This window comes from Pseudomonas sp. LBUM1660 (assembly GCF_059695935.1).
Genome location: NZ_CP166795.1, coordinates 5,365,001 through 5,384,545 on the forward strand (window position 1 = coordinate 5,365,001; position 19,545 = coordinate 5,384,545).

General features: G+C 59.7%; 21 protein-coding genes (1 of these 21 running past the window's edge). 7 read left to right on the plus strand and 14 right to left on the minus strand.

The genetic code is table 11. The features are described 5' to 3' along the window. From msrP to ACA068_RS24890, 5 genes are all read right to left on the minus strand, one after another. Positions 1-249, minus strand: partial view of a protein-methionine-sulfoxide reductase catalytic subunit MsrP gene (gene msrP, locus ACA068_RS24870; RefSeq protein ID WP_497305469.1) — the beginning only. The gene continues 765 nt to the left of window position 1, outside the view; 249 of the gene's 1,014 nt are visible here — the first part of the coding sequence; it begins with the start codon at positions 247-249; its stop codon lies beyond the left edge, outside the window. A gap of 63 nt (positions 250-312) precedes the next feature. Next, a complete protein-coding gene (gene pssA, locus ACA068_RS24875; protein WP_497305471.1) occupies positions 313-1,170 on the minus strand; it encodes a CDP-diacylglycerol--serine O-phosphatidyltransferase in 858 nt (285 codons plus the stop codon). 144 nt (positions 1,171-1,314) lie between these two features. Next, complete coding sequence (ilvC, locus tag ACA068_RS24880; RefSeq protein WP_007948647.1) at positions 1,315-2,331, minus strand: ketol-acid reductoisomerase; 1,017 nt, start codon at positions 2,329-2,331, stop codon at positions 1,315-1,317. A gap of 48 nt (positions 2,332-2,379) precedes the next feature. Further along, entirely contained in the window at positions 2,380-2,871 is a 492-nt protein-coding gene (gene ilvN, locus ACA068_RS24885) for an acetolactate synthase small subunit (RefSeq protein ID WP_003176102.1), read from the minus strand. A gap of 2 nt (positions 2,872-2,873) precedes the next feature. Continuing rightward, positions 2,874-4,598: an acetolactate synthase 3 large subunit gene (locus ACA068_RS24890; RefSeq protein ID WP_497305473.1), complete on the minus strand. Its 1,725-nt coding sequence runs from the start codon at positions 4,596-4,598 to the stop codon at positions 2,874-2,876. Between the two features lie 399 nt (positions 4,599-4,997). Between ACA068_RS24890 and ACA068_RS24895 the strand changes: the two genes are divergently transcribed. Then, positions 4,998-5,411: a DUF4124 domain-containing protein gene (locus tag ACA068_RS24895; protein ID WP_497305475.1), complete on the plus strand. Its 414-nt coding sequence runs from the start codon at positions 4,998-5,000 to the stop codon at positions 5,409-5,411. Between the two features lie 18 nt (positions 5,412-5,429). Here ACA068_RS24895 and ACA068_RS24900 read toward each other — a convergent pair whose 3' ends face one another. Genes ACA068_RS24900 through mrcB form a run of 3 tightly spaced genes read right to left on the minus strand, consistent with a single transcriptional unit; the run spans position 5,430 to position 8,840 of the window. Continuing rightward, on the minus strand, positions 5,430-5,765 hold the full coding sequence (locus ACA068_RS24900; RefSeq protein WP_497305476.1) for a YqcC family protein: 336 nt from the start codon (positions 5,763-5,765) through the stop codon (positions 5,430-5,432). Next, positions 5,765-6,499: a tetratricopeptide repeat protein gene (locus ACA068_RS24905; RefSeq protein WP_497305477.1), complete on the minus strand. Its 735-nt coding sequence runs from the start codon at positions 6,497-6,499 to the stop codon at positions 5,765-5,767. The genes ACA068_RS24900 and ACA068_RS24905 overlap by 1 nt, the downstream gene beginning before the upstream one ends. 16 nt (positions 6,500-6,515) lie before the next feature. Next, a complete protein-coding gene (mrcB, locus tag ACA068_RS24910; protein WP_497305479.1) occupies positions 6,516-8,840 on the minus strand; it encodes a penicillin-binding protein 1B in 2,325 nt (774 codons plus the stop codon). Between the two features lie 118 nt (positions 8,841-8,958). Between mrcB and ACA068_RS24915 the strand changes: the two genes are divergently transcribed. The 3 genes from ACA068_RS24915 (at position 8,959) to ACA068_RS24925 (ending at position 11,466) form a co-directional block, all read left to right on the plus strand. Continuing rightward, positions 8,959-10,515 carry a bifunctional aminoglycoside phosphotransferase/ATP-binding protein gene (locus ACA068_RS24915; RefSeq protein ID WP_497305481.1) on the plus strand — a complete coding sequence of 519 codons (1,557 nt, stop codon included), beginning with the start codon at positions 8,959-8,961 and terminating at the stop codon, positions 10,513-10,515. A 90-nt stretch (positions 10,516-10,605) separates the two neighbouring features. Then, on the plus strand, positions 10,606-10,950 hold the full coding sequence (locus ACA068_RS24920; RefSeq protein ID WP_497305483.1) for a pentapeptide repeat-containing protein: 345 nt from the start codon (positions 10,606-10,608) through the stop codon (positions 10,948-10,950). 243 nt (positions 10,951-11,193) lie between these two features. Then, a complete protein-coding gene (locus tag ACA068_RS24925; protein ID WP_007971093.1) occupies positions 11,194-11,466 on the plus strand; it encodes a TfoX/Sxy family protein in 273 nt (90 codons plus the stop codon). Between the two features lie 266 nt (positions 11,467-11,732). Here ACA068_RS24925 and ACA068_RS24930 read toward each other — a convergent pair whose 3' ends face one another. The 4 genes from ACA068_RS24930 to ACA068_RS24945 are packed head-to-tail and all read right to left on the minus strand — an operon-like array spanning position 11,733 to position 15,277. Then, complete coding sequence (locus tag ACA068_RS24930; RefSeq protein WP_497305485.1) at positions 11,733-12,584, minus strand: ChaN family lipoprotein; 852 nt, start codon at positions 12,582-12,584, stop codon at positions 11,733-11,735. Positions 12,585-12,603: 19 nt separating this feature from the next. Beyond that, the gene (locus ACA068_RS24935; RefSeq protein ID WP_497305487.1) at positions 12,604-13,371 is read right to left on the minus strand and encodes a heme ABC transporter ATP-binding protein; all 768 of its coding nucleotides are present in this window, start codon (positions 13,369-13,371) and stop codon (positions 12,604-12,606) included. Continuing rightward, a complete protein-coding gene (locus ACA068_RS24940; protein ID WP_497305488.1) occupies positions 13,371-14,408 on the minus strand; it encodes a FecCD family ABC transporter permease in 1,038 nt (345 codons plus the stop codon). Before ACA068_RS24940 ends, ACA068_RS24935 begins: the two co-directional genes overlap by 1 nt. After that, on the minus strand, positions 14,405-15,277 hold the full coding sequence (locus ACA068_RS24945; protein ID WP_497305489.1) for a heme/hemin ABC transporter substrate-binding protein: 873 nt from the start codon (positions 15,275-15,277) through the stop codon (positions 14,405-14,407). The genes ACA068_RS24940 and ACA068_RS24945 overlap by 4 nt, the downstream gene beginning before the upstream one ends. Before the next feature lie 165 nt (positions 15,278-15,442). Between ACA068_RS24945 and ACA068_RS24950 the strand changes: the two genes are divergently transcribed. Next, the gene (locus ACA068_RS24950) at positions 15,443-15,760 is read left to right on the plus strand and encodes a Rieske (2Fe-2S) protein (RefSeq protein ID WP_497305491.1); all 318 of its coding nucleotides are present in this window, start codon (positions 15,443-15,445) and stop codon (positions 15,758-15,760) included. Here the strand turns inward: ACA068_RS24950 and sfsA are convergent. Continuing rightward, complete coding sequence (gene sfsA / locus ACA068_RS24955; RefSeq protein ID WP_497305493.1) at positions 15,757-16,470, minus strand: DNA/RNA nuclease SfsA; 714 nt, start codon at positions 16,468-16,470, stop codon at positions 15,757-15,759. The genes ACA068_RS24950 and sfsA overlap by 4 nt on opposite strands. Then, positions 16,470-17,642 (minus strand): pyridoxal phosphate-dependent aminotransferase, encoded by a 1,173-nt coding sequence (locus tag ACA068_RS24960; RefSeq protein ID WP_497305495.1) that lies wholly within the window; start codon positions 17,640-17,642, stop codon positions 16,470-16,472. The genes sfsA and ACA068_RS24960 overlap by 1 nt, the downstream gene beginning before the upstream one ends. 333 nt (positions 17,643-17,975) lie before the next feature. Here ACA068_RS24960 and dksA point away from each other — a divergent pair, with 333 nt between their 5' ends. Both dksA and gluQRS read left to right on the plus strand, forming a co-directional pair. Then, on the plus strand, positions 17,976-18,416 hold the full coding sequence (dksA, locus tag ACA068_RS24965) for an RNA polymerase-binding protein DksA (RefSeq protein ID WP_007902025.1): 441 nt from the start codon (positions 17,976-17,978) through the stop codon (positions 18,414-18,416). A gap of 194 nt (positions 18,417-18,610) precedes the next feature. After that, entirely contained in the window at positions 18,611-19,507 is an 897-nt protein-coding gene (gene gluQRS / locus ACA068_RS24970; protein WP_497305497.1) for a tRNA glutamyl-Q(34) synthetase GluQRS, read from the plus strand. Positions 19,508-19,545 lie beyond the last annotated feature (38 nt).

The window sequence follows — 19,545 nt, forward strand, 5'->3', positions numbered from 1 at the left end:
CGCCTCATCCTTGACGTTGACTGCCCCCCATTTAGTAGAAGGAAGCTTTTCGGCAAACCAGGATGGCGCCTTGCCAGGTTCGACATCTGCGTAACGAGCGGCTTCGTCAGCACTGGCCCAGCGCGGCAGACTGCTCACCGCCAGACCGGCAACGGCTGCACCCAGCAGATTGCGTCGAGAAAGGTAGAAGGATTCAGGCGTGACATCCGACTCATGGCAGTCAGACGCTTTGGGGACTTTGATCAGCATGGCAACTCCGCAGCATTGGAGGACAGATGCACCAATAGACTGCGGAGTATGAGGGAAATTACATCACTCGGCGTTTTTGTGCCGACGAAGATGCAACAGGTATTGCACCGGACCAGACGCCGCGTAAGCGAGGAAAACCAGCAGCAGAATGCGCGGCGGATCACTGAAGACCACGGCAAACACCAGCACTACCGCGAGGATCGCGACAAAAGGTACGCGCCCCTTCAAGTCCAGCTCCTTGAAGCTGTTGTACTTGATGTTGCTGACCATCAGCATGCCGGCGGCGGCCACCATCAGCGCAACCAGGAACGACATCTTGGACCCCTGAATGCCGTAGTCGCTGAACGCCCAGACAATCCCTGCCACCACACCTGCAGCCGCCGGGCTGGCGAGACCGATGAAGTAGCGTTTGTCCGCGGTGCCGACTTGCGTATTGAAGCGCGCCAGACGCAGCGCCGCACCCGCGACATAGATGAAGGCAACCATCCAGCCGACCTTGCCCATGTCGCCCAAAGCCCAGCCAAACGCCAGCAACGCCGGCGCGACACCAAAGGCGACCATGTCCGACAGCGAGTCGTACTCGGCGCCGAAGGCGCTCTGGGTATTGGTCATGCGGGCAACGCGACCATCGAGACCATCAAGGACCATGGCGACGAAAATCGCGATGGCGGCAAACGCGAAATACTTGCTCGCGCCAATCGAATCACCGGCACTCAAGGCGCTCTGGGCGCTCATCGAGTTGATGATGGAATAAAACCCTGCGAACAAGTTCGCGGTGGTGAACAGATTCGGCAGAAGATAGATACCACGATGCCGGACTTTACGACCTTCAGCGTCATGCCCTTCCTCGATGTGTTCATCGATGGGCAGCAGGCTTTCGGCGTCAGAAGCCTTGTTTGGCTCTTCGGGACGTTCGCTCATGGACATTACCTTGCAACGGGGTGGAAAGTTTCGACAGGTGTCTGGGACGACGGTTCGGCCACAAACGATGCAGCTTTATACCAGAACCGATCACCCAAACGAAAAAACGCGGCCTAAGCCGCGTTTTTCGTACAAGTGCGCGACTTAGTTTTTAGCTTTGTCGACGATCTTGTTGGCACCGATCCACGGCATCATGGAGCGAAGTTGCTCGCCGATGATTTCGATACCGTGAGCGGCATTGTTACGACGCTTGGCGGTCATCGAAGGATAGCCGGTCGCGCCTTCGCTGATGAACATTTTGGCGTATTCGCCGTCCTGAATACGTTTCAGGGCGTTGCGCATGGCCTGACGGGACTCGGCGTTGATCACTTCCGGACCGGTCACGTACTCGCCGTACTCAGCGTTGTTGGAAATCGAGTAGTTCATGTTGGCGATGCCGCCTTCGTACATGAGGTCAACGATCAGCTTCAGTTCGTGCAGGCATTCGAAGTAGGCCATTTCCGGCGCGTAGCCAGCTTCAACCAAGGTTTCGAAACCGGCTTTCACCAACTCAACGGTACCGCCGCACAGAACGGCTTGTTCGCCGAACAGGTCGGTTTCGGTCTCGTCCTTGAAAGTGGTTTCGATGATGCCGGTACGACCGCCACCGACGCCTGCGGCGTAGGACAGTGCAACGTTTTTGGCATTGCCCGAAGCATCCTGATAGATAGCGATCAGGTCAGGGATACCGCCGCCTTTGACGAACTCGGAACGCACGGTGTGGCCCGGTGCTTTCGGCGCGATCATGATCACGTCGAGGTCAGCGCGCGGAACAACCTGGTTGTAGTGGATCGCGAAGCCGTGGGAGAAGGCCAGAGTGGCGCCTTTCTTGATATTCGGCTCGATTTCGTTCTTGTACAGGGCAGACTGGAACTCGTCCGGGGTCAGGATCATGACCAAGTCGGCAGCCGCAACAGCAGAAGCTACGTCGGTCACTTTCAGGCCGTGAGCTTCGGCTTTGGCAACAGTGGCCGAACCTTTGCGCAGACCGACAGTAACGTCAACGCCGGAGTCTTTCAGGTTGCACGCTTGAGCATGGCCCTGGGAACCGTAACCGATGATGGCAACTTTCTTGCCCTGGATGATCGACAGGTCGCAGTCTTTTTCGTAATAAACTTTCATGAAATTCCCCTATATATCCGGGCCGTTCAGGCCGTTCGCTAATTTGGTTTAAATGCTGAGTACTTTGTCGCCGCGAGCGATACCGGTTACGCCGCTACGGACGGTTTCCAGGATCGAGGCGGTGCCAATGGACTGAATGAAGCTGTCGAGCTTGTCGCTGGTGCCGGTCAATTGAACGGTATACACGCTAGCGCTGACATCAACGATCTGCCCACGGTAAATATCGGTGGTGCGCTTGATCTCGGCGCGCTGGGCGCCGGTGGCCTTGACCTTGACCAGCATCAGTTCGCGCTCGATGTGAGCACTTTCCGACAGGTCGACCAGCTTGACCACTTCGATCAGCTTGTTCAGGTTCTTGGTGATCTGCTCGATGACCTCATCGTGGCCAACGGTGGTCAGCGTCAGACGCGACAAAGTCGGGTCTTCGGTTGGCGCCACGGTCAGGCTTTCGATGTTGTAGTTGCGCTGCGAGAACAGGCCGACTACACGAGACAGAGCGCCAGGTTCGTTTTCCAGAAGCAAGGAAATAATGTGCCGCATGATTAAGTACGCTCCGTCTTGCTCAGCCACATATCGCGCATGGAGCCGTCTTTGATCTGCATCGGGTAGACGTGCTCGCTGGTGTCGACCGAAACATCGATGATCACCAGGCGATCTTTCATGGCGAACGCCTCTTCCATCTTCGTCTTCAAATCTTTCGATTCGGTGATGCGCACGCCGACGTGACCATAAGCCTCAGCCAACTTGACGAAGTCAGGCAGCGACTCCATGTAAGAGTGCGAGTGACGGCTACCGTAGCTCATGTCTTGCCACTGGCGAACCATACCCAGAACGCCGTTGTTCAGGATGACGATTTTGACCGGCAAGCCATATTGCAGGCAGGTGGACAGTTCCTGAATGTTCATCTGGATACTGCCCTCGCCCGTTACGCAGGCGACGTCGGCATCCGGAAAGCTCAACTTGATGCCCATGGCCGCCGGGAAACCGAAGCCCATGGTGCCCAGGCCACCGGAGTTGATCCAGCGGTTTGGCTTGTTGAACTTGTAATACTGCGCCGCGAACATTTGGTGCTGACCCACATCGGAGGCAACAAAGGCATCGCCCTTGGTTACTTCGCACAGGGTTTCGATCACGGTCTGCGGCTTGATGACGCTGCCGTCGCCCTTGTCGTACGGGAACAGGCCGCGATCACCGCGCCATTCATCAACTTGCTTCCACCAACTGGCAACAGACTCCTTGTTCGGGGTCTCGCCGATTTCCTTGAGGATCGCGACCATTTCGGTCAGGACACTTTCCACCGGACCAACGATAGGCACGTCGGCCTTGATGGTCTTGGAGATCGACGCCGGGTCGATGTCGATGTGAATGATCTTGGCGTTCGGGCAGAACTTCGCCGGGCCGTTGATCACGCGGTCATCGAAACGCGCACCGACCGCGAGGATCACGTCGGCATGGTGCATCGCCAAGTTAGCCGTGTAGCTGCCGTGCATGCCGAGCATGCCGATGAACTGACGGTCGGTGCCAGGGTAGGCACCCAGGCCCATCAGCGTATTGGTCACCGGCAGGTTGAGCATCTTCGCCAACTCGGTCAGCGGCGCGGAGCCACCACCGAGAATCACGCCGCCACCCGCATACATCACCGGGCGCTTGGCCGCCAGGAGCATTTCGGCTGCCTTGCGGATTTGTCCGGAGTGACCGCGAACGGCTGGGCTGTAGGAACGCAGCTTGGCTTTTTTCGGGAAGATGTATTCGAACTTCTCGGCCGGGTTGGTCATGTCTTTCGGGATATCGACAACGACCGGACCAGGACGACCGGATTGCGCCAGGTAGAACGCTTTCTTCATGATTTCCGGGATTTCCGACGCGTGCTTGATCATGAAGCTGTGCTTCACGATCGGCCGGGAGATACCGATCATGTCGGTTTCCTGGAACGCATCGGTGCCCACCATGGTGCTAGGCACCTGGCCGGAAATGACCACCATCGGAATGGAGTCCATGTAGGCCGTGGCAATACCCGTGATGGCGTTGGTTGCGCCCGGACCGGAGGTCACCAGTACCACACCGGCTTTACCGGTGGCACGAGCGTAGCCGTCAGCCATATGGGTCGCAGCCTGTTCGTGACGAACCAGAATGTGGGTCACTTCCGGTTCTTTGAACAGGGCATCGTAAACATGAAGAAGAGCACCACCCGGGTACCCGTAGATGTACTTGACGCCTTCGTCACGCAAAAAGCGGACGAGCATCTCACCGCCAGATAAAAGCTCCACGTTGTTCACCTCTAAAACGCCAGAATACCGCCCACATAAAAGGGGACGGGTCTTAATAGGTTTACTTCTCAGCAGAGCATGAGCGACGGTGGTCGCCGACTACGTCAGCACTGACTGAGCAAGTATTGGGATCGTCCCAAGTGTTGCGGGCCTTTCCCACCCAGCGCGAGGTAACGCGTTGCGGGTGTAACAGGTCGGCGCGGATGTGCGCCTCATGATCTGCTGAGTGGGTCTGCTTCTGGCAGTCCCTCTACAGCGGACTTTGGATTCTTCTGTTTCGTCCTCTGCAAGTCAAGCCGTCTATGTGCTTTATTGAAGTAAGCACATGAGAAAGCAAGAAAAAACCGCTAAACCGCAACTGTGTTAGCTTCAATTGCGCAACTCTGGCAAGGAAATGGCATGCGAACGTTCTTCATGGTCACTTTGCTGATCAGCCCATTGTGTATGGCCGGTCAGATCTATAAATGGGTCGACGCCCAAGGCGTTACCCACTTCGACGCGCAACCGCCGCAAGGCCAGGAGGCCACCACCGTGGTGACGCCCTCCCCGCCTCCCGGAAAACCCGCCACACCAACGCGCAGCACGGCGATTGGCGATCAACAGGCCATCGACAACACAGTGAAAAAGCAGGTCGCCGAGCAGCAAGCCCAGCTAAAGGTGTTCTGCGAGCAGGCGCGAACGAACCTGGCCCAACTGCAGAATAATCCGCGATTGCGGGAGAAGATCGACGGTGAGATGCGTCGCCTCGATGACGAGCAGCGTCAGGAACGCATCACCGAAGCACAAAAACAGATTGGGGATAACTGCCAGTAGGCACTGGCAGTCTCCGATTCAGCGAGAGGCGGTGATCAGCAGATCGAACTCTTTGAGCAAGACCTGCAAATAGCGATCCTTACCCTGAACATTGCGAGCGGCAAAGACCATCTCGGCCATCTCCTGAATGCCCGACGCGTTGGGCAGCGGCATATCCTGTTCGAGGATGACCTTCATCCGAGGCAGGAAGATCCATTGCAGCCACTGCTCGAAATCCAGCGTATCCACCGAAAACGGCTCGACGCTGGATAACGCTTCAGCGGAGGGCGAAACGTCGTCCCACCAGCCTTGAATCCGCAGCTCGCGTTCGATCAACAGCAGTTGCTCGGCAATCTTGGGGAAACGTGCGTCCATCACAGCGAAACCTTGGCCTTCTGACGGGCCAGTGCCGCACCTGCGGAATCACCCTGCTTCTCACGCGACTGGCCGATCAATTCCCACAGACTGGCCTGAAGCGCCGGACGACCATTGGCGAACGTCAGGCCACGACGGGCGAACTGTTCAGCCTGTGCCGCATCGCCTTGGGCCATGCGCACCTGAGCCAGGCGATAAAGCACTTGCGGCTCACGTGGCGCAACACGCTGGGCGCGCTCAAGACTGGAGGACGCACCGTTGAGATCACCGCCGGCCTGTTGTTGCTGAGCAGTGGTCAACAGCGCCAGCACCGGACCGTCCAACTGCTCATCGGCAGACAAGCCACCGGAGTTCGCCGAAGGAATCCCGCTCGGCGTCGACGGCATGCTGTAGCTGCCCTGATTGATCGGTGCCGACTGTACCGGCGAGGTGTCTATCGGCCCGGGGGTAATCGGACCAGGCGTAATCGGACCGGTGCTGATCGGTGCCGACGCCACTGCGCCGCCACCAGGCACCATCACGACGACTCCGGTGTCACCTTGTGGAATCGCCTGAGGCTGGGCTTGCACAGGACGTTTAGACGTCGTCTGACGGAAACCGCCATTCGCCGAAACCCGTTCACTGTTCGAAACGGCGCTGCCGGAATCCACAACCGGGATCGAACCACGCTGTACGGTGGAGCAACCGCTGAGCAAAGCCACGGCGGTAATCGCTGGAATCAACCACTTGTTCACTTGAAACCCTCTTTGCTTAATTCAGCCAGCCCTTGACCCAATCCATCACCTTTTCGCCGGATGCAGGGCTTTCGCCACCGCAAGCGGCGCCGGGTGGCGGTTCGCTGCCGCGAATATACGGCATCTGCACGGCACCTGGGCAGCTGCCTTCGGAACCTTGCCCGGTACGCGAATCGACCCAGGCCTGAACAATGTTGTCCGGCTGCGGCATGTCCAGTGGCAGCGGATCGGCCTTGCGCATGAAACTGGTCCAGACCTGCAATGCACCGGTGGCACCGGTGAACGGGGTCTTGCCGTTGTCATCGCGCCCCAGCCACACCACCGCCAGCAAGTCCTGGCTGAAACCGGCGAACCAGCTGTCTCGCGAGTCGTTACTGGTACCGGTTTTACCCGCCAGGGTCAGGGTTTTCGGCAGCACGTTGTAAACCGAACTGCCGGTACCTTCACGCATGACCCGCTGCATGGCGCTCTGGATCAGGTAAATGGAGGCTGGGTCGAAACGCTGCTCAATCTGGAACGGATAACGCTTGAGTGGCTCGCCTTCGGCGGTCAGTACGCTACGAATCCCGCGCATCGGCGTATTGAAACCACCGTTGGCCAGCGTCTGGTACATGGTCGCCACTTCAATCGGCGTCAAACCACCGGCCCCCAGCAACATCGAAGGGAACGCCGGGAACTCGCGACTGACACCCAGGCGCGCCAATGTCTTCAGAACATTCGGGACGCCCACCGCCAACCCGAGACGCGCCGTCGACAGGTTGTAGGAATGGGCCAGGCCCTGGTACAGGAAAACCGTACCGTGGGAACGGCGATCGTAGTTCTGGGGTTTCCAGACCTGACCGTCCGCGCCTTTGACCGAGAAGTAGTCGTCCGACAGCCAACTGGTCAGCGTGTACTGGCTCGGCTTCTCAAGGGCTGTCAGATAAACCGCGGGCTTGATCAACGAACCGATCGGTCGCACCGCATCCAGCGCCCGGTTGAAGCCGGCAAAACTCGCCTGACGGCTGCCGATCATGGCCTGGACTTCACCGGTTTCCGGGTTGGTCACGACCATCGCCGCTTCGACCTCATCGGAACCTTTGCGCCCGGATAGACGCTTGAAGGTGTCGTTGACCGACGCCTCGGCTTTCATCTGCAGGATCGGATCGAAACTGGTGAAAATCCGCAGGCCTTCTTCGGTCAAATCTTCGTCGCGGTAGTCTTCGCGCAATTGGCGTTTAACCAGATCGAGGAAGCCTGGGAAAGAACTGTCCGCCAGCTTGCCGCGAGTCGTCACACCCAGTGGCATATTCTTCGCCGCTGTGACCTGCTCAGCGGTGGCGACACCCTGCTGCTCAAGCACATCGAGCACCAGATTGCGCCGCTCCAGCGCCCGCTCCGGGTTGCGACGCGGATTGTAGTAAGACGGCCCCTTGACCATCCCCACCAGCATTGCGACTTGATGCAGTTTCAGCTCGGACAATGGCTGCCCGAAGAAGAACTGGCTGGCGAGACCGAAACCGTGCACCGCGCGCTGGCCATCCTGACCGACGAACACTTCATTGAGGTACGCCTCAAGAATTTCCCGTTTGTCGTAATGCAACTCAAGCAGCATCGCCATCATGGCTTCGGTGAGTTTGCGGGTCAGGCTGCGTTCGCTGGTCAGGTAGAAATTCTTCACCAACTGTTGTGTCAGCGTACTGCCGCCCTGGGTCATCTTGCCGCCGGAGGTGTTGACGTAGACGGCGCGGGCAATCGACTTGGGCGACACGCCCCAATGGTTATAGAAATCCCGGTCTTCCACGGCCACCAGGGTTTCCAGCAGGTACGGCGGGACCTGATCGATTTTGATCAGAATGCGATCTTCGAGATTTTTCGGGTAAATCCCGCCGATCAGCAGCGGCTCCAGTCGCACGACAGAAAGCTTTGAACCGTTGGTCGCCGAAAGGTCGGCCACGTAATCGCCGGAGAAGCGCACGCGCACGGGTTGGGCTTTCTCCAGGCCTTCATAGAACTGGAAACCACGGGTATTCAGGTCGACGGTGTTGCCGTTGACCGCCGCAGCGCCGGGGCCGTTGCTCACGGCTTCTCGGCGATAACCCAAAGCGTCGAGCTCGGTAAGGAAGTCTTCCTTGCTCAGCTTCTGGCCAGTGAACAGCTCGAGCGGGCGTGCATACACCTTGGCCGGGATGGTCCAGCGCTTGCCGGAGAACTTCTCCTGGACCACGGCGTCGAGGTAAACCGCGAACCCGGCGAGCACCACGAGGCCGACCAGACTGAGTTTAAGGGCCCAGCCCAGCCAGGGGCTCAAGCCCCTGGAAGGTGGTTTTTTGGGGGTACGGGGGGATCGAGTACGAGTCATGGCGGCGGATTATACGCACTTTATTCATACTCAACAGGCGCCCTCCGAGGTTTGCGTCAGGCGGACTTGCAGCCATAATGGCGGCCGTGAATTTTCCCCAGACTCTGAAGGATCGCCTGTGAGCCAGTCCCTGATCGCCGCCCTGCAAAACCCGGCCCTCTACCCGCATCCTGTCGACGGGTTCCAGGTCATCGAGACCCATATTTCCTGGGTCATTCTCACAGGCCCCTTTGCTTATAAAGTGAAGAAGCCAGTGAATTTCGGCTTCCTCGACTTCACCAGCCTCGACGCTCGCGAGCATTTCTGCGGCGAAGAGCTGCGCCTTAACCAGCGCCTGACCAACGATTTGTACCTGGAAGTGTTGCCGATCACCGGCAGCGAAGCTGCGCCACAACTGGGCGGCGAAGGTCCGCTTGTCGATTTCGCACTGAAAATGCGTCAATTCCCACAAAGCCAGCTGCTCAGCACCCTGCAAGCCAACGGCGAGTTGACCACTGCGCACATCGACGAGATGGCCGCGCAGATCGCCCAATTCCACCTCACTGCGCCGAAAGTGCCTGGCGAACACGAAGCCGGCACCCCGGACAGCGTGATGGCACCGGTACGCCAAAACTTCGAACAGATCCGCCCGTTCCTCAGCGACAAGGCCGATCTGCTGCAACTTGATGCGTTGCAAGCCTGGGCCGAAAGCAGCTTCGAACGCCTGAAGCCGCTGTTCGCCCAGCGCAAGGCTGAAGGCTTCATCCGCGAATGCCACGGCGACATCCACCTGGGCAACGCCACCGTGATCGACGGCAAGGTCGTGATCTTCGACTGCATCGAGTTCAACGAACCGTTCCGCTTCACCGACGTTTATGCCGACACCGGCTTCCTGGCCATGGACCTGGAAGATCGCGGCCTGAAGAGCCTGGCGCGCCGTTTCATCAGCCAGTATCTGGAACTGACCGGCGACTATCAGGGCCTTGAACTGCTGAACTTCTATAAAGCCTACCGCGCACTGGTTCGCGCCAAGGTCAGCTTGTTCAGCATGCCGGCCGAGGCCGACCCGGTGCAGCGCGCCACCACCCTGCGTCAGTACCGCAACTACGCCAACCTGGCAGAAAGCTACAGCACCATTCCTTCGCGGTTCATGGCGATTACCCACGGTGTTTCCGCTGTCGGCAAAAGCCACGTCGCCATGCGCCTGGTGGAAGCGCTGGGCGCCATTCGCCTGCGTTCGGATGTTGAGCGCAAGCGTCTGTTCGGCGAGCAAACGGTACCGAATGACCCGCAGGCCGGCATCTATAGTGCCGATGCGAGCGCCGCCACCTACAGCCGACTGCATGACATTGCCGCGGTCATCCTGCGCGCCGGGTTCCCGGTGGTCATCGATGCGACGTACCTCAAGCGCGAGCAGCGCGACGGCGCGGCGAAAATCGCCGAAGCCACCGGGGCACCGTTCCTGATCCTCGATTGCAATGCACCACAAGCCGTCATCGAGAGCTGGCTGGCCTTGCGTCAGGCAGACCAGAAGGACCCGTCCGACGCCAACCTCGCCGTTATCGCCGCCCAGCAAGCCAGCCGCGAAGCGCTGACACCTGCCGAGATTCTGTGCAGCAAACGCGTCCAGACCAATGAAAGCGGGACGCTCGATACCGTCGTTGCGCAGATTCGCCAGCGCATGCCGGGCCTGTAAAAACTATTTCAGCCGTGAAGCCATCGCCGGCTTCACGGCTGTCAAATAGTGGCACTATACTGGCGTCATAAAACCATCAGGTGATGCGACATGAGCCAGCCAAAACTTCTCGACACCCCGCTTTATGCCTTGCTGCACAAAGACGACATCGCAGGCTTCAATGCCGAGCGCGCCAGTCATGCCTCTGTCGACATGGTCGGCGGCGATTTCCGCGGCCTGGACCTGCGTGAGCTGAACGCCGATGGCGTCGATTTCACCGATGCCTATTTCCGCTCCGCCGATTTGCGCGGCATTGACTTCCGCGACGCCTGCCTGGAAGGCGCGAGCCTGGCTCACGCACAGATCTCCGGCGCCTACTTTCCGCCAGAACTGAGTGCTGACGAGATCCTGATGTCGATGAATTTCGGTACTCGCCTGCGTTATCGCACCCGCTAAAAACGACGTTCTACCTGACAAGTCCGGCGCCCCCGCTTCGCGCTGGACGCCGGATTTTTTGCCGGGAACCTTGCCCCCTCCGCGCCTCCTCCCCCTGCTCCCTCCGTCCTTCTCTCAGCTATTTGAGTCTTGCTCTTAGAAGCTTTTGCGTCGAAACCGACCAAACAATCACGCTTTTCCTACTGATGGCTACACTCCTGAGAAGCTCGCCCACGCACCGTTCGGCCGTCGCAAGGAGGCTTGATGAATGATGAACTGCAACACCTGAAAAATCTTGGCAAGACGTCGGCACAGTGGCTGCATGCCGTGGGCATCCACAGCGCGTCGGACTTGCGTCGCCTCGGGGCGGTGGATGCTTATCGAGCCGTGCGCACACGCGGGTTCCGGGCATCCAAGGTGTTGTTGTATGCGATCGAAGGCGCACTGATGGACGTGCATTGGAATGACATTCCAGCCGAACGCAAAGAAGCCTTGAACAAACAACTGGAAGCCATCTCATCCCGCCACAAGAATTGAACAGGCGTATTGCGCCTCAGGATTACCACCTGAGGCCCAACGATTACGGGGCTTCTCCGCCAGAAGACAGAGGTTTTCAAAGAAATCAAAAAACAGCGATTGACTTGGTAATGAGAATCGCTATGATTACCACAACTGGTCGCGAGACTGGTCGATATTTGAAAAGCCCTTGGTTCGGACTCTCAGATATCTCCTCATCAGGCTAATCACGGTTATTTGACCCGGCTCTTGCCGGGTCTTTTTTTGCCTGTGGAAAAGTCGTCCGTTTACTTCCCGAACTGCTTTCGCATTTGCGCACAGTAATCCTGGCCCGGCGTGGCAGGCGTGTACCAGACGTAATCAGCCATGGCCGGCGTGACCTCGCCCCCCTGCTCCGCCAGCATCAAAACCGTCGGTGCTTCAGGCTCGCCAAGATCGAGCACGTGGATCGGCACACCAACATCCTTGCGCGCGTGATAGGCGCCGGCAAACAGCAGCGAAGGCATCGGTGCCGACAGCAAGCGCTCGGCCATCCGTCGATCACGTTGCTGCTGGACCGCCAGCATCGCGGGCATTTGCGATGTGGGCAGCAGTCCGCAATGGGAGTCGTTGATCTGCGCCAGCAACTCATCCTTGACCGTCGGAGCATTGGAAAGCCGACCGTTTAATGTCGGCGGCTTGGCATAAACGGTACGGACTTCAAGACTGTCCAGGTTGGCCGCCAGCAGCGGGTAGGGTTGAGTCAGCACAAAGCGCACAATCGGCCCGTACAGATTCCAGTCCCACCCCGGCTGCCAGTTCAACGCGCCGGGAAGATCTGCGGGTAGCGTCGAGGCACGGCGAATGTCATCGACGCGCGATTGTTGATCCGGCGTGAGCATTTCCAGCAACAGACTGCCCTGGGGTCGACGTTCGCCCAACGCCTGTAGCAACCACAATTGCAGTTGATGGTGATCAGGATTGTCGTGCTGCTCGCCGACGATCAGCCGCGAAGGCCTGGCCAGCCGTTCGACCAACGCCTGGGGAGTCAGGACTTGGCCGCTGCGCAGGTCCTGAATCTCACCGACGACCGGAGGCGGTACCGAAACGTGCTGGCAGGCACTCAACAACACGACCGCCAGTAGCAAAATTCCTCGCATGCTCACCTCGATGTCATTCTCAGCGGGCGATGATCAGCGGATGACCACGCTCCGGATGCTGCTGCACCAGGACTTCCAGCCCGAACACCGCTTTGAGTGGTTCCGGGCGCAAGACGTGCTCTGGGGTATCCAGCGCCACGGGCCGCCCACCCTCGAGCAGTAACAGGCGATCACAATAGCGCGCCGCCAGGTTCAGATCATGCAGGATCACCAGCACCGCAGCGCCGTGATCGGCGAATTCGCGCACCGCTTGCAGGGTGGTGTGCTGGTGCAGCGGGTCGAGCATCGAGGTCGGTTCATCGAGCAACAGCGTCTGCCCCGCTTCGCCCGGCCAGAGCTGCGCCAGCACCCGAGCCAGATGTACCCGCTGACGCTCGCCGCCGGACAGCGCCAGATAGCTTCGGCCACTCAGGTGTCCCGCATCGGCAGCGTGCAAGGCGGCGGCGACGATCTCGTCATCCCGGACCCGCCCGCTTTGATAAGGCAAACGCCCCATGCCGACCACTTCTTCGACACGGAAGGCGAAGTCCAGGGTCGACACCTGCGGCAAGACCGCCAGTCGCTGGGCTCGCTGCGCGCCGGCCCAATGGCTCAACTCGCGCTCATCGAGCCAGACGCTGCCATGATCAGCCTTCAATTCGCCGCATAAGGCACCGAGCAAGGTGCTTTTGCCAGCACCGTTAGGGCCCAACACACCGAGCACTTCGCCTGGCTTGAGCTCAAGCGTGATGTCCGTCAGAACGATCTTTGCGCCTCGGCGGATTTGCAGGCTCTGGGTTCGCAACATCAGGCACGCCCTCTGAGCAGTAAATACAAAAAGAAAGGCGCACCGATGAAGGCCGTGACAATCCCGATCGGCAACTCTGCCGGCGCCAGAGCAAGCCGCGCCACCAGGTCGGCAAACAACAGAAGACTCGCACCCGCCAGCACCGAGGCCGGCAACAACACCCGATGATCAGGACCGGCCAACAGGCGCACCAGATGCGGCACCACCAGACCGACAAAGCCGATCATTCCCGCTGCCGCCACGGCCGCGCCAACCCCCAGTGCAGTGCAGAACACCAATTCGCGCTTGAGCCCTTCGACGTCGATGCCCAGGTGACCGGCCTCCGATTCGCCCAGCAGCAACGCATTCAAGGCCTTGGCCCGGCGCGGCAACCAGAGCGCCACACCGGCGCTCACCAGCAGCAACGGCCAGAGCCGCGAATAGCTGGCGCCGTTGAGGCTGCCCAGGTTCCAGAACGTGAGTGTGCGCAAGGTCGCGTCGTCGGCCAGATAGGTGAACAAACCGACCGCTGAACCCGCCAATGCAGTTAGCGCAATACCGGCCAGCAGCATGGTCGCAACATTCGTCTGCCCATTGCGCCGACCCAGGCGATACACCAGCGCCGTCACACCCAACCCGCCGAGAAATGCGCACACCGACAACAGATAAGGTCCGAACGATTCAGGCAGACCGCCAAACACCGAACCACCGACAATCGCGATAGCGGCGCCCAACGCAGCACCGCTGGACACCCCGACCAACCCCGGATCAGCGAGAGGGTTACGAAACAATCCCTGCATCGCCACGCCGGACAACGCCAGCACGCCACCCACCGCCAGGCCCAACAAGGTTCGAGGCAGGCGGATTTGCCCGAGGATCAGCTCGGCCTGCTCCAGTCCATCGGGGGCAATGGGCAAACCGATCATGCGCAACGCCGCGCGCAGCGTATCGAATAAAGGCATGCTGACCGGCCCCAGCGCCAACGACAACCAGATCGCCACTAAACACAGCACGCTCAGGCCAATGAACAACGCACGGGGTTTAACCAGAACGGTCATCGGGCCGTATTGCCGGGGAAGAAACCATCAGACAGCGTTTTCAACGCATCAGGCAACCGCGGCCCCAACCCGCCGACCAACAAGGTCGGATCGAGCTCCATGACGCGCCCGTCCCTGGCCGCACGGGTCGAGGACAGAATCGGGTTTTCCTTGAACAACGCTGCTCGCGCGGCGTCGCCGGCCAGCGCTCGGTCAGCAAACACCAGCATGTCGGGGTCCAGACTGACCAGCGACTCAACAGAAAAGGGCTTGTAGCCAGTGTGCGTTGCCAGATTGTGCCCACCGGCCTGCTGGATCAGCCAATCGGCGGCGGTGTCTTTACCGGCGATGAGCGGCTTGCCGCCCGCATGGCCGAGCAGCAACAGCACGCCCGGCGATTTTTCCTTCAACTGCGCACGAGTGACCCGGACCTTCTGCTGCTCAAGTCGGTGCTGATAGGTCTGGAGCAATTGCGCAGCCCGGCCTTCAGCGCCGAGCAACTTGCCCAGATGCGCCAGGTTGCCCTGTAACGTCGGCAGATCGGGCTGGGCCGAGAACAGCTCGATCTGCACGCCCGCGCTACGAATCTGCGACAGCACCGGCGGCGGCCCCATTTCTTCGGTCCCGACCAGAATCTGCGGGCGTAAGCTCAAGATGCCCTCCGCCGACAGTTGCCGCTGATAACCGATGCTCGGCAGCGCCTTCAGCGATTCCGGATGCTGACTGGTGGTATCGACACCGACCAGTTTCGACTCACCGCCCAGCGCGCTCACCCACTCCGACAGAGCGCCGCCGGCACTGACCCAACGCTGTGGCAACTCGGCCGCTGCGGCGTGGTGGCTGGCGAGGAGTCCGACACACAGCGCAGCAACGCGGGTACTCAGGCGCATAAACAGCTTCCTTTTAAGTTTTCCCAGGCATCGAGATGACAGGCCAAGTATCCTCGGCATCCGGCACCTGCACCCCACGGGCGAAGCGGCCATTTGATAATTGTTTGCATTTGAACGTCAAGCTCGGACATATCCGGTCACGAGCCGCCGGAATTGAGGATAGACATGAAGTTGATTTGCACAGGTGCCGAACTGGCTGACAACAGCAGTCGCGGATTCGACATCGACAGTCAGAAACTTTTTGCCGTGCGCCGGTGCGGCCAGGTGTACGTCTACATCAATCGCTGCCCGCACCGGGGTGTCGGACTGGAATGGAAACCCGACCAGTTTCTCGACCCCAGCAACAGCCTGATCCAGTGCGCCACCCACGGCGCACTATTCCTGATCGAAGACGGCGAATGCGTCGCCGGCCCTTGTGCCGGGCAATCCCTCACCCCCGTTACCTGCCGCGAAGACGAACAAGGCATCTGGATCAGTCTTTAACCGTTCAGCAGCACCTCCAGACGTCGATCGACCACCATCTCTTCGTGGGTCAATCGCACGCCATAAGCCAGTACCTCGACTCCGCATGCCACCGCCTCACGCAATGCCGCTGCGTAGGCCGAATCGATCTCTTCTGCCGGACGCACCGCTTCAATGCCGGTCAGGTTGACGCAATACAACTGCACCGCACGAATCCCGTCCCGAGCCAGGTGAGCCAGTTCCCGCAAATGCTTGGCCCCCCGTTGTGTCACCGCATCGGGAAATGCGGCAACCGATGACCCGTCGAAGCCCAGGGTCACGCTTTTGACTTCCACATATGCCGGACCACCCGGGTAATCGAGACGGAAATCGATGCGGCTGCTTTCCTGCCCGTAGGCCACTTCGCGTTTCAACTCGGTAAAGCCGTTCAGTTCGGTAATCACGCCCGCCCGCAACGCCTCTTCGATCAACCCGTTGGCGCGCCCGGTGTTCACGCAAAACAACCGACCTTGCGGGGTTTCGCCGACTTCCCACGTGCCGGGCAATTTGCGTTTCGGGTCGTTGGAGCGGCTGAACCAGACCTGCCCGCCTTCCACCTGGCAATTGAGCATCGAGCCGGTGTTCGGGCAGTGGATGGTCAGCAATTCGCCGCCAACGGTTTCGATATCGGCGAGAAAACGCTTGTAACGACGGATCAGGCGACCTTCTTCGAGGGGAGGATTAAAACGCATCAGCCTTGCCAGCTCCGCAATCCACGCGCAATCCGTTCGACCGCTTCTTCCAGGCGCGGCAGGCTTTGGGTGTAGGCAAAACGCACGTGGTGCCCGGCCTGATAGCGCCCGAAGTCCAGGCCCGGGGTAATTGCCACATGCTCGGTTTCGAGGAAATGTCGGCAGAACGCGAAGGCATCGCCGCCGAACTTGCTGATATCGGCGTACAAGTAGAACGCCCCTTCCGGCTCGACGGCGATCCCGAAGCCCAGTTCTCGTAAAGCCGGCAACAGGAAATCCCGACGACGACCGAACTCGGCGCGGCGCTCTTCCAGAATGCTGATCGTGGCAGGTTCGAAGCAGGCCAGTGCGGCGTGCTGAGCCATGCTCGGGGCGCTGATGTAGAGGTTTTGCGCGAGCTTTTCCAGATCACCGACCGCCGCTTCAGGCGCGACCAGCCATCCCAGCCGCCAGCCGGTCATGCCGAAATACTTGGAAAAACTATTAAGGACGAAAGCGCTGTCATCGACTTCCAGAACACTGGCGGCATCGGTGCCATACGTCAGGCCATGGTAGATCTCGTCCACCACCAGATGACCGTGGCGCTCCTTGATCGCCGCCGACAAGCCCGCCAGTTCGTCGCGAGTCAGAATGGTCCCTGTCGGGTTGGCGGGCGAGGCCACCAAGGCGCCGACGCTGTCTTGGTCCCAATGACGCGCCACCAGGTCCGGCGTCAGCTGATAACGCACGTCCGGGCCGACCGGCACCAGTTGCGCAGCGCCTTCGACTAACCGCAGGAAATGCCGGTTGCAGGGATAACCCGGGTCCGCCAGCAGCCAGTGCTTGCCCGGGTCGACGAGCAAAGCGCTGGCCAGCAACAGGGCGCCGGACCCGCCGGGCGTGATGAGAATTCGCTGCGGGTCGATGTTCAACCCGTAACGTTGCTGATAAAAGCCCGAAATGGCCTCACGCAACTCGGGAATACCACGCGCCGCGGTGTAACGGGTCTTCCCCGCCGTCAGCGCTGCCTGGCCGGCCTGGATGATCGGTTCGGCGGTGGTGAAGTCCGGCTCGCCGATTTCCAGGTGGATCACATCGTGACCCGCGGCTTGCAGTTCATTGGCCCGCGCCAGCAGCGCCATGACATGGAAAGGTTCGATCGCGCGACTGCGGGCACTGTAGGACTGAGCCATTAGCCTTCCTTACAACGGAGAAAAGAATCGATTCTACCCAAGCGCCGGAACGAGCGAGAACCTAAAGCAGTCAGAGGCGTTATAACCTTGCCGTAAACGACTCAAGCGTGTACCGCAGGATTGACTAAAATCAATAATTGATCAGGTCTCCAACGCCGCCAGACAGGGCTTTGCAATCATTTGCAAGCCCTTTGGGCCACTACCTCGACATCCGGGAGTAGCGCGGCCCGATTTGATCTGGTAAGTTCGCCCGCTTGCAGCCGCAGGGCCGGCAGGTGTCGGTGATGGAGCAATCCTGCGCAATGGATTACAAGAGTAGAGGCGGTCCATTTCATGCCCACCCAAGCAAAGCAGCAAAACCAGTCGATCAGCGGCTTCGAACCCTACAAAGAAGTAAAGGGCGAGGAGTACATGGGCAAGCCCATGCGCGCTCACTTCACCAAGATCCTGAATAAGTGGAAACAGGACTTGATGCAGGAAGTCGACCGCACGGTTGATCACATGAAAGACGAAGCGGCCAACTTCCCTGACCCGGCCGACCGTGCCAGCCAGGAAGAAGAGTTCAGCCTTGAACTTCGTGCCCGCGACCGCGAGCGCAAGTTGATCAAGAAGATCGACAAGACGCTGCAGCTGATCGAAGACGAAGAATATGGCTGGTGCGAGTCCTGCGGCGTCGAGATCGGCGTCAAGCGACTGGAAGCCCGCCCTACCGCCGACATGTGCGTTGACTGCAAGACCCTGGCGGAAATCAAGGAAAAGCAAGTCGGCAAGTAATCTCGACTTGAACGAACAACGGAGCGTGCGAACGCTCCGTTTTTGTTTCTGATATTTGTTGCATCTTCGGCATTGCCTTCGCGAGCAAGCTTCACTCCTACAAAGGCTGGCGCGATCTTCTGTAGGAGCGAAGCTTGCTCGCGAAGGTGGCTTCAAGCCATGCTCGAAACGATTGGACAGCCTGACATCGCCTTATGACCGCCATCACCCCTTCCGCCTACATCGGGCGCTTCGCCCCCACGCCCAGTGGACATCTGCATTTCGGTTCGCTGGTCGCCGCACTGGCCTCGTACCTCGACGCGCGCTCGGTCGGTGGACGCTGGCTGATGCGCATGGAAGACCTCGATCCACCACGGGAAGAACCCGGCGCCCAGGCAGCTATCTTGAAAGCCCTGGAAAGCTACGGTTTTGAGTGGGATGGCGCGATGGTGCGCCAGAGCGAGCGGCATGATGCCTACGCCGAAGTCGTCAATCGCCTGTTTCATCAGGGGCTCGCTTACGCCTGCACCTGTTCGCGCAAACAATTGGAGCCGTATCACGGCATTTATCCGGGCCTGTGCCGCAATGCCGGTCACGGCACCGAAGACGCTGCGATTCGCTTACGCGTACCGGAACTGGAATACCACTTCATCGACCGCGTGCAAGGCGAATACCGCCAGCACCTGGGTCGGGATGTCGGCGATTTCGTGATTCGCCGCCGCGACGGGCTCTACGCCTATCAACTGGCGGTGGTGCTGGACGATGCCTGGCAAGGCATCACCGATATCGTCCGTGGCGCTGATTTGCTGGATTCCACGCCGCGCCAGCTTTACCTGCAAGAACTGCTGGGCCTGCCGCAGCCGCGCTACTTGCATGTCCCGCTGATCACACAGCCTGACGGCAACAAGCTCGGCAAGTCCTACCGCTCGCCGCCACTGGCCGAAGACCAGGCAACGCCGCTATTGCTGCGCGCACTGCGCGCGCTGGGGCAAAACCCGGGGGCCGAACTGGCTTATGCCACGCCACGGGAAGTGTTGAACTGGGGCATCGTCCACTGGGATGCCATGAAGATCCCACGCACACTGACCCTGCCCGAAGCGCAACTACAGTGATCACACTTGCAGTGGCGCGCCCATCCGTTACCATCGCC

Coding starts and splice junctions, on each gene's coding strand:
- dksA (WP_007902025.1), top strand. CDS start 17,976: ATGCCCACCCAAGCAAAGCAGCAAAACCAGTCGATCAGCGGCTTCGAA.
- ACA068_RS24895 (WP_497305475.1), top strand. CDS start 4,998: ATGCGAACGTTCTTCATGGTCACTTTGCTGATCAGCCCATTGTGTATG.
- ACA068_RS24950 (WP_497305491.1), top strand. CDS start 15,443: ATGAAGTTGATTTGCACAGGTGCCGAACTGGCTGACAACAGCAGTCGC.
- ACA068_RS24940 (WP_497305488.1), bottom strand. CDS start 14,408: ATGACCGTTCTGGTTAAACCCCGTGCGTTGTTCATTGGCCTGAGCGTG.
- pssA (WP_497305471.1), bottom strand. CDS start 1,170: ATGAGCGAACGTCCCGAAGAGCCAAACAAGGCTTCTGACGCCGAAAGC.
- ACA068_RS24930 (WP_497305485.1), bottom strand. CDS start 12,584: ATGCGAGGAATTTTGCTACTGGCGGTCGTGTTGTTGAGTGCCTGCCAG.
- ilvN (WP_003176102.1), bottom strand. CDS start 2,871: ATGCGGCACATTATTTCCTTGCTTCTGGAAAACGAACCTGGCGCTCTG.
- ACA068_RS24960 (WP_497305495.1), bottom strand. CDS start 17,642: ATGGCTCAGTCCTACAGTGCCCGCAGTCGCGCGATCGAACCTTTCCAT.
- ACA068_RS24945 (WP_497305489.1), bottom strand. CDS start 15,277: ATGCGCCTGAGTACCCGCGTTGCTGCGCTGTGTGTCGGACTCCTCGCC.
- mrcB (WP_497305479.1), bottom strand. CDS start 8,840: ATGACTCGTACTCGATCCCCCCGTACCCCCAAAAAACCACCTTCCAGG.
- ACA068_RS24925 (WP_007971093.1), top strand. CDS start 11,194: ATGAATGATGAACTGCAACACCTGAAAAATCTTGGCAAGACGTCGGCA.
- ACA068_RS24920 (WP_497305483.1), top strand. CDS start 10,606: ATGAGCCAGCCAAAACTTCTCGACACCCCGCTTTATGCCTTGCTGCAC.
- ACA068_RS24900 (WP_497305476.1), bottom strand. CDS start 5,765: ATGGACGCACGTTTCCCCAAGATTGCCGAGCAACTGCTGTTGATCGAA.
- gluQRS (WP_497305497.1), top strand. CDS start 18,611: ATGACCGCCATCACCCCTTCCGCCTACATCGGGCGCTTCGCCCCCACG.
- ACA068_RS24935 (WP_497305487.1), bottom strand. CDS start 13,371: ATGTTGCGAACCCAGAGCCTGCAAATCCGCCGAGGCGCAAAGATCGTT.
- ilvC (WP_007948647.1), bottom strand. CDS start 2,331: ATGAAAGTTTATTACGAAAAAGACTGCGACCTGTCGATCATCCAGGGC.
- sfsA (WP_497305493.1), bottom strand. CDS start 16,470: ATGCGTTTTAATCCTCCCCTCGAAGAAGGTCGCCTGATCCGTCGTTAC.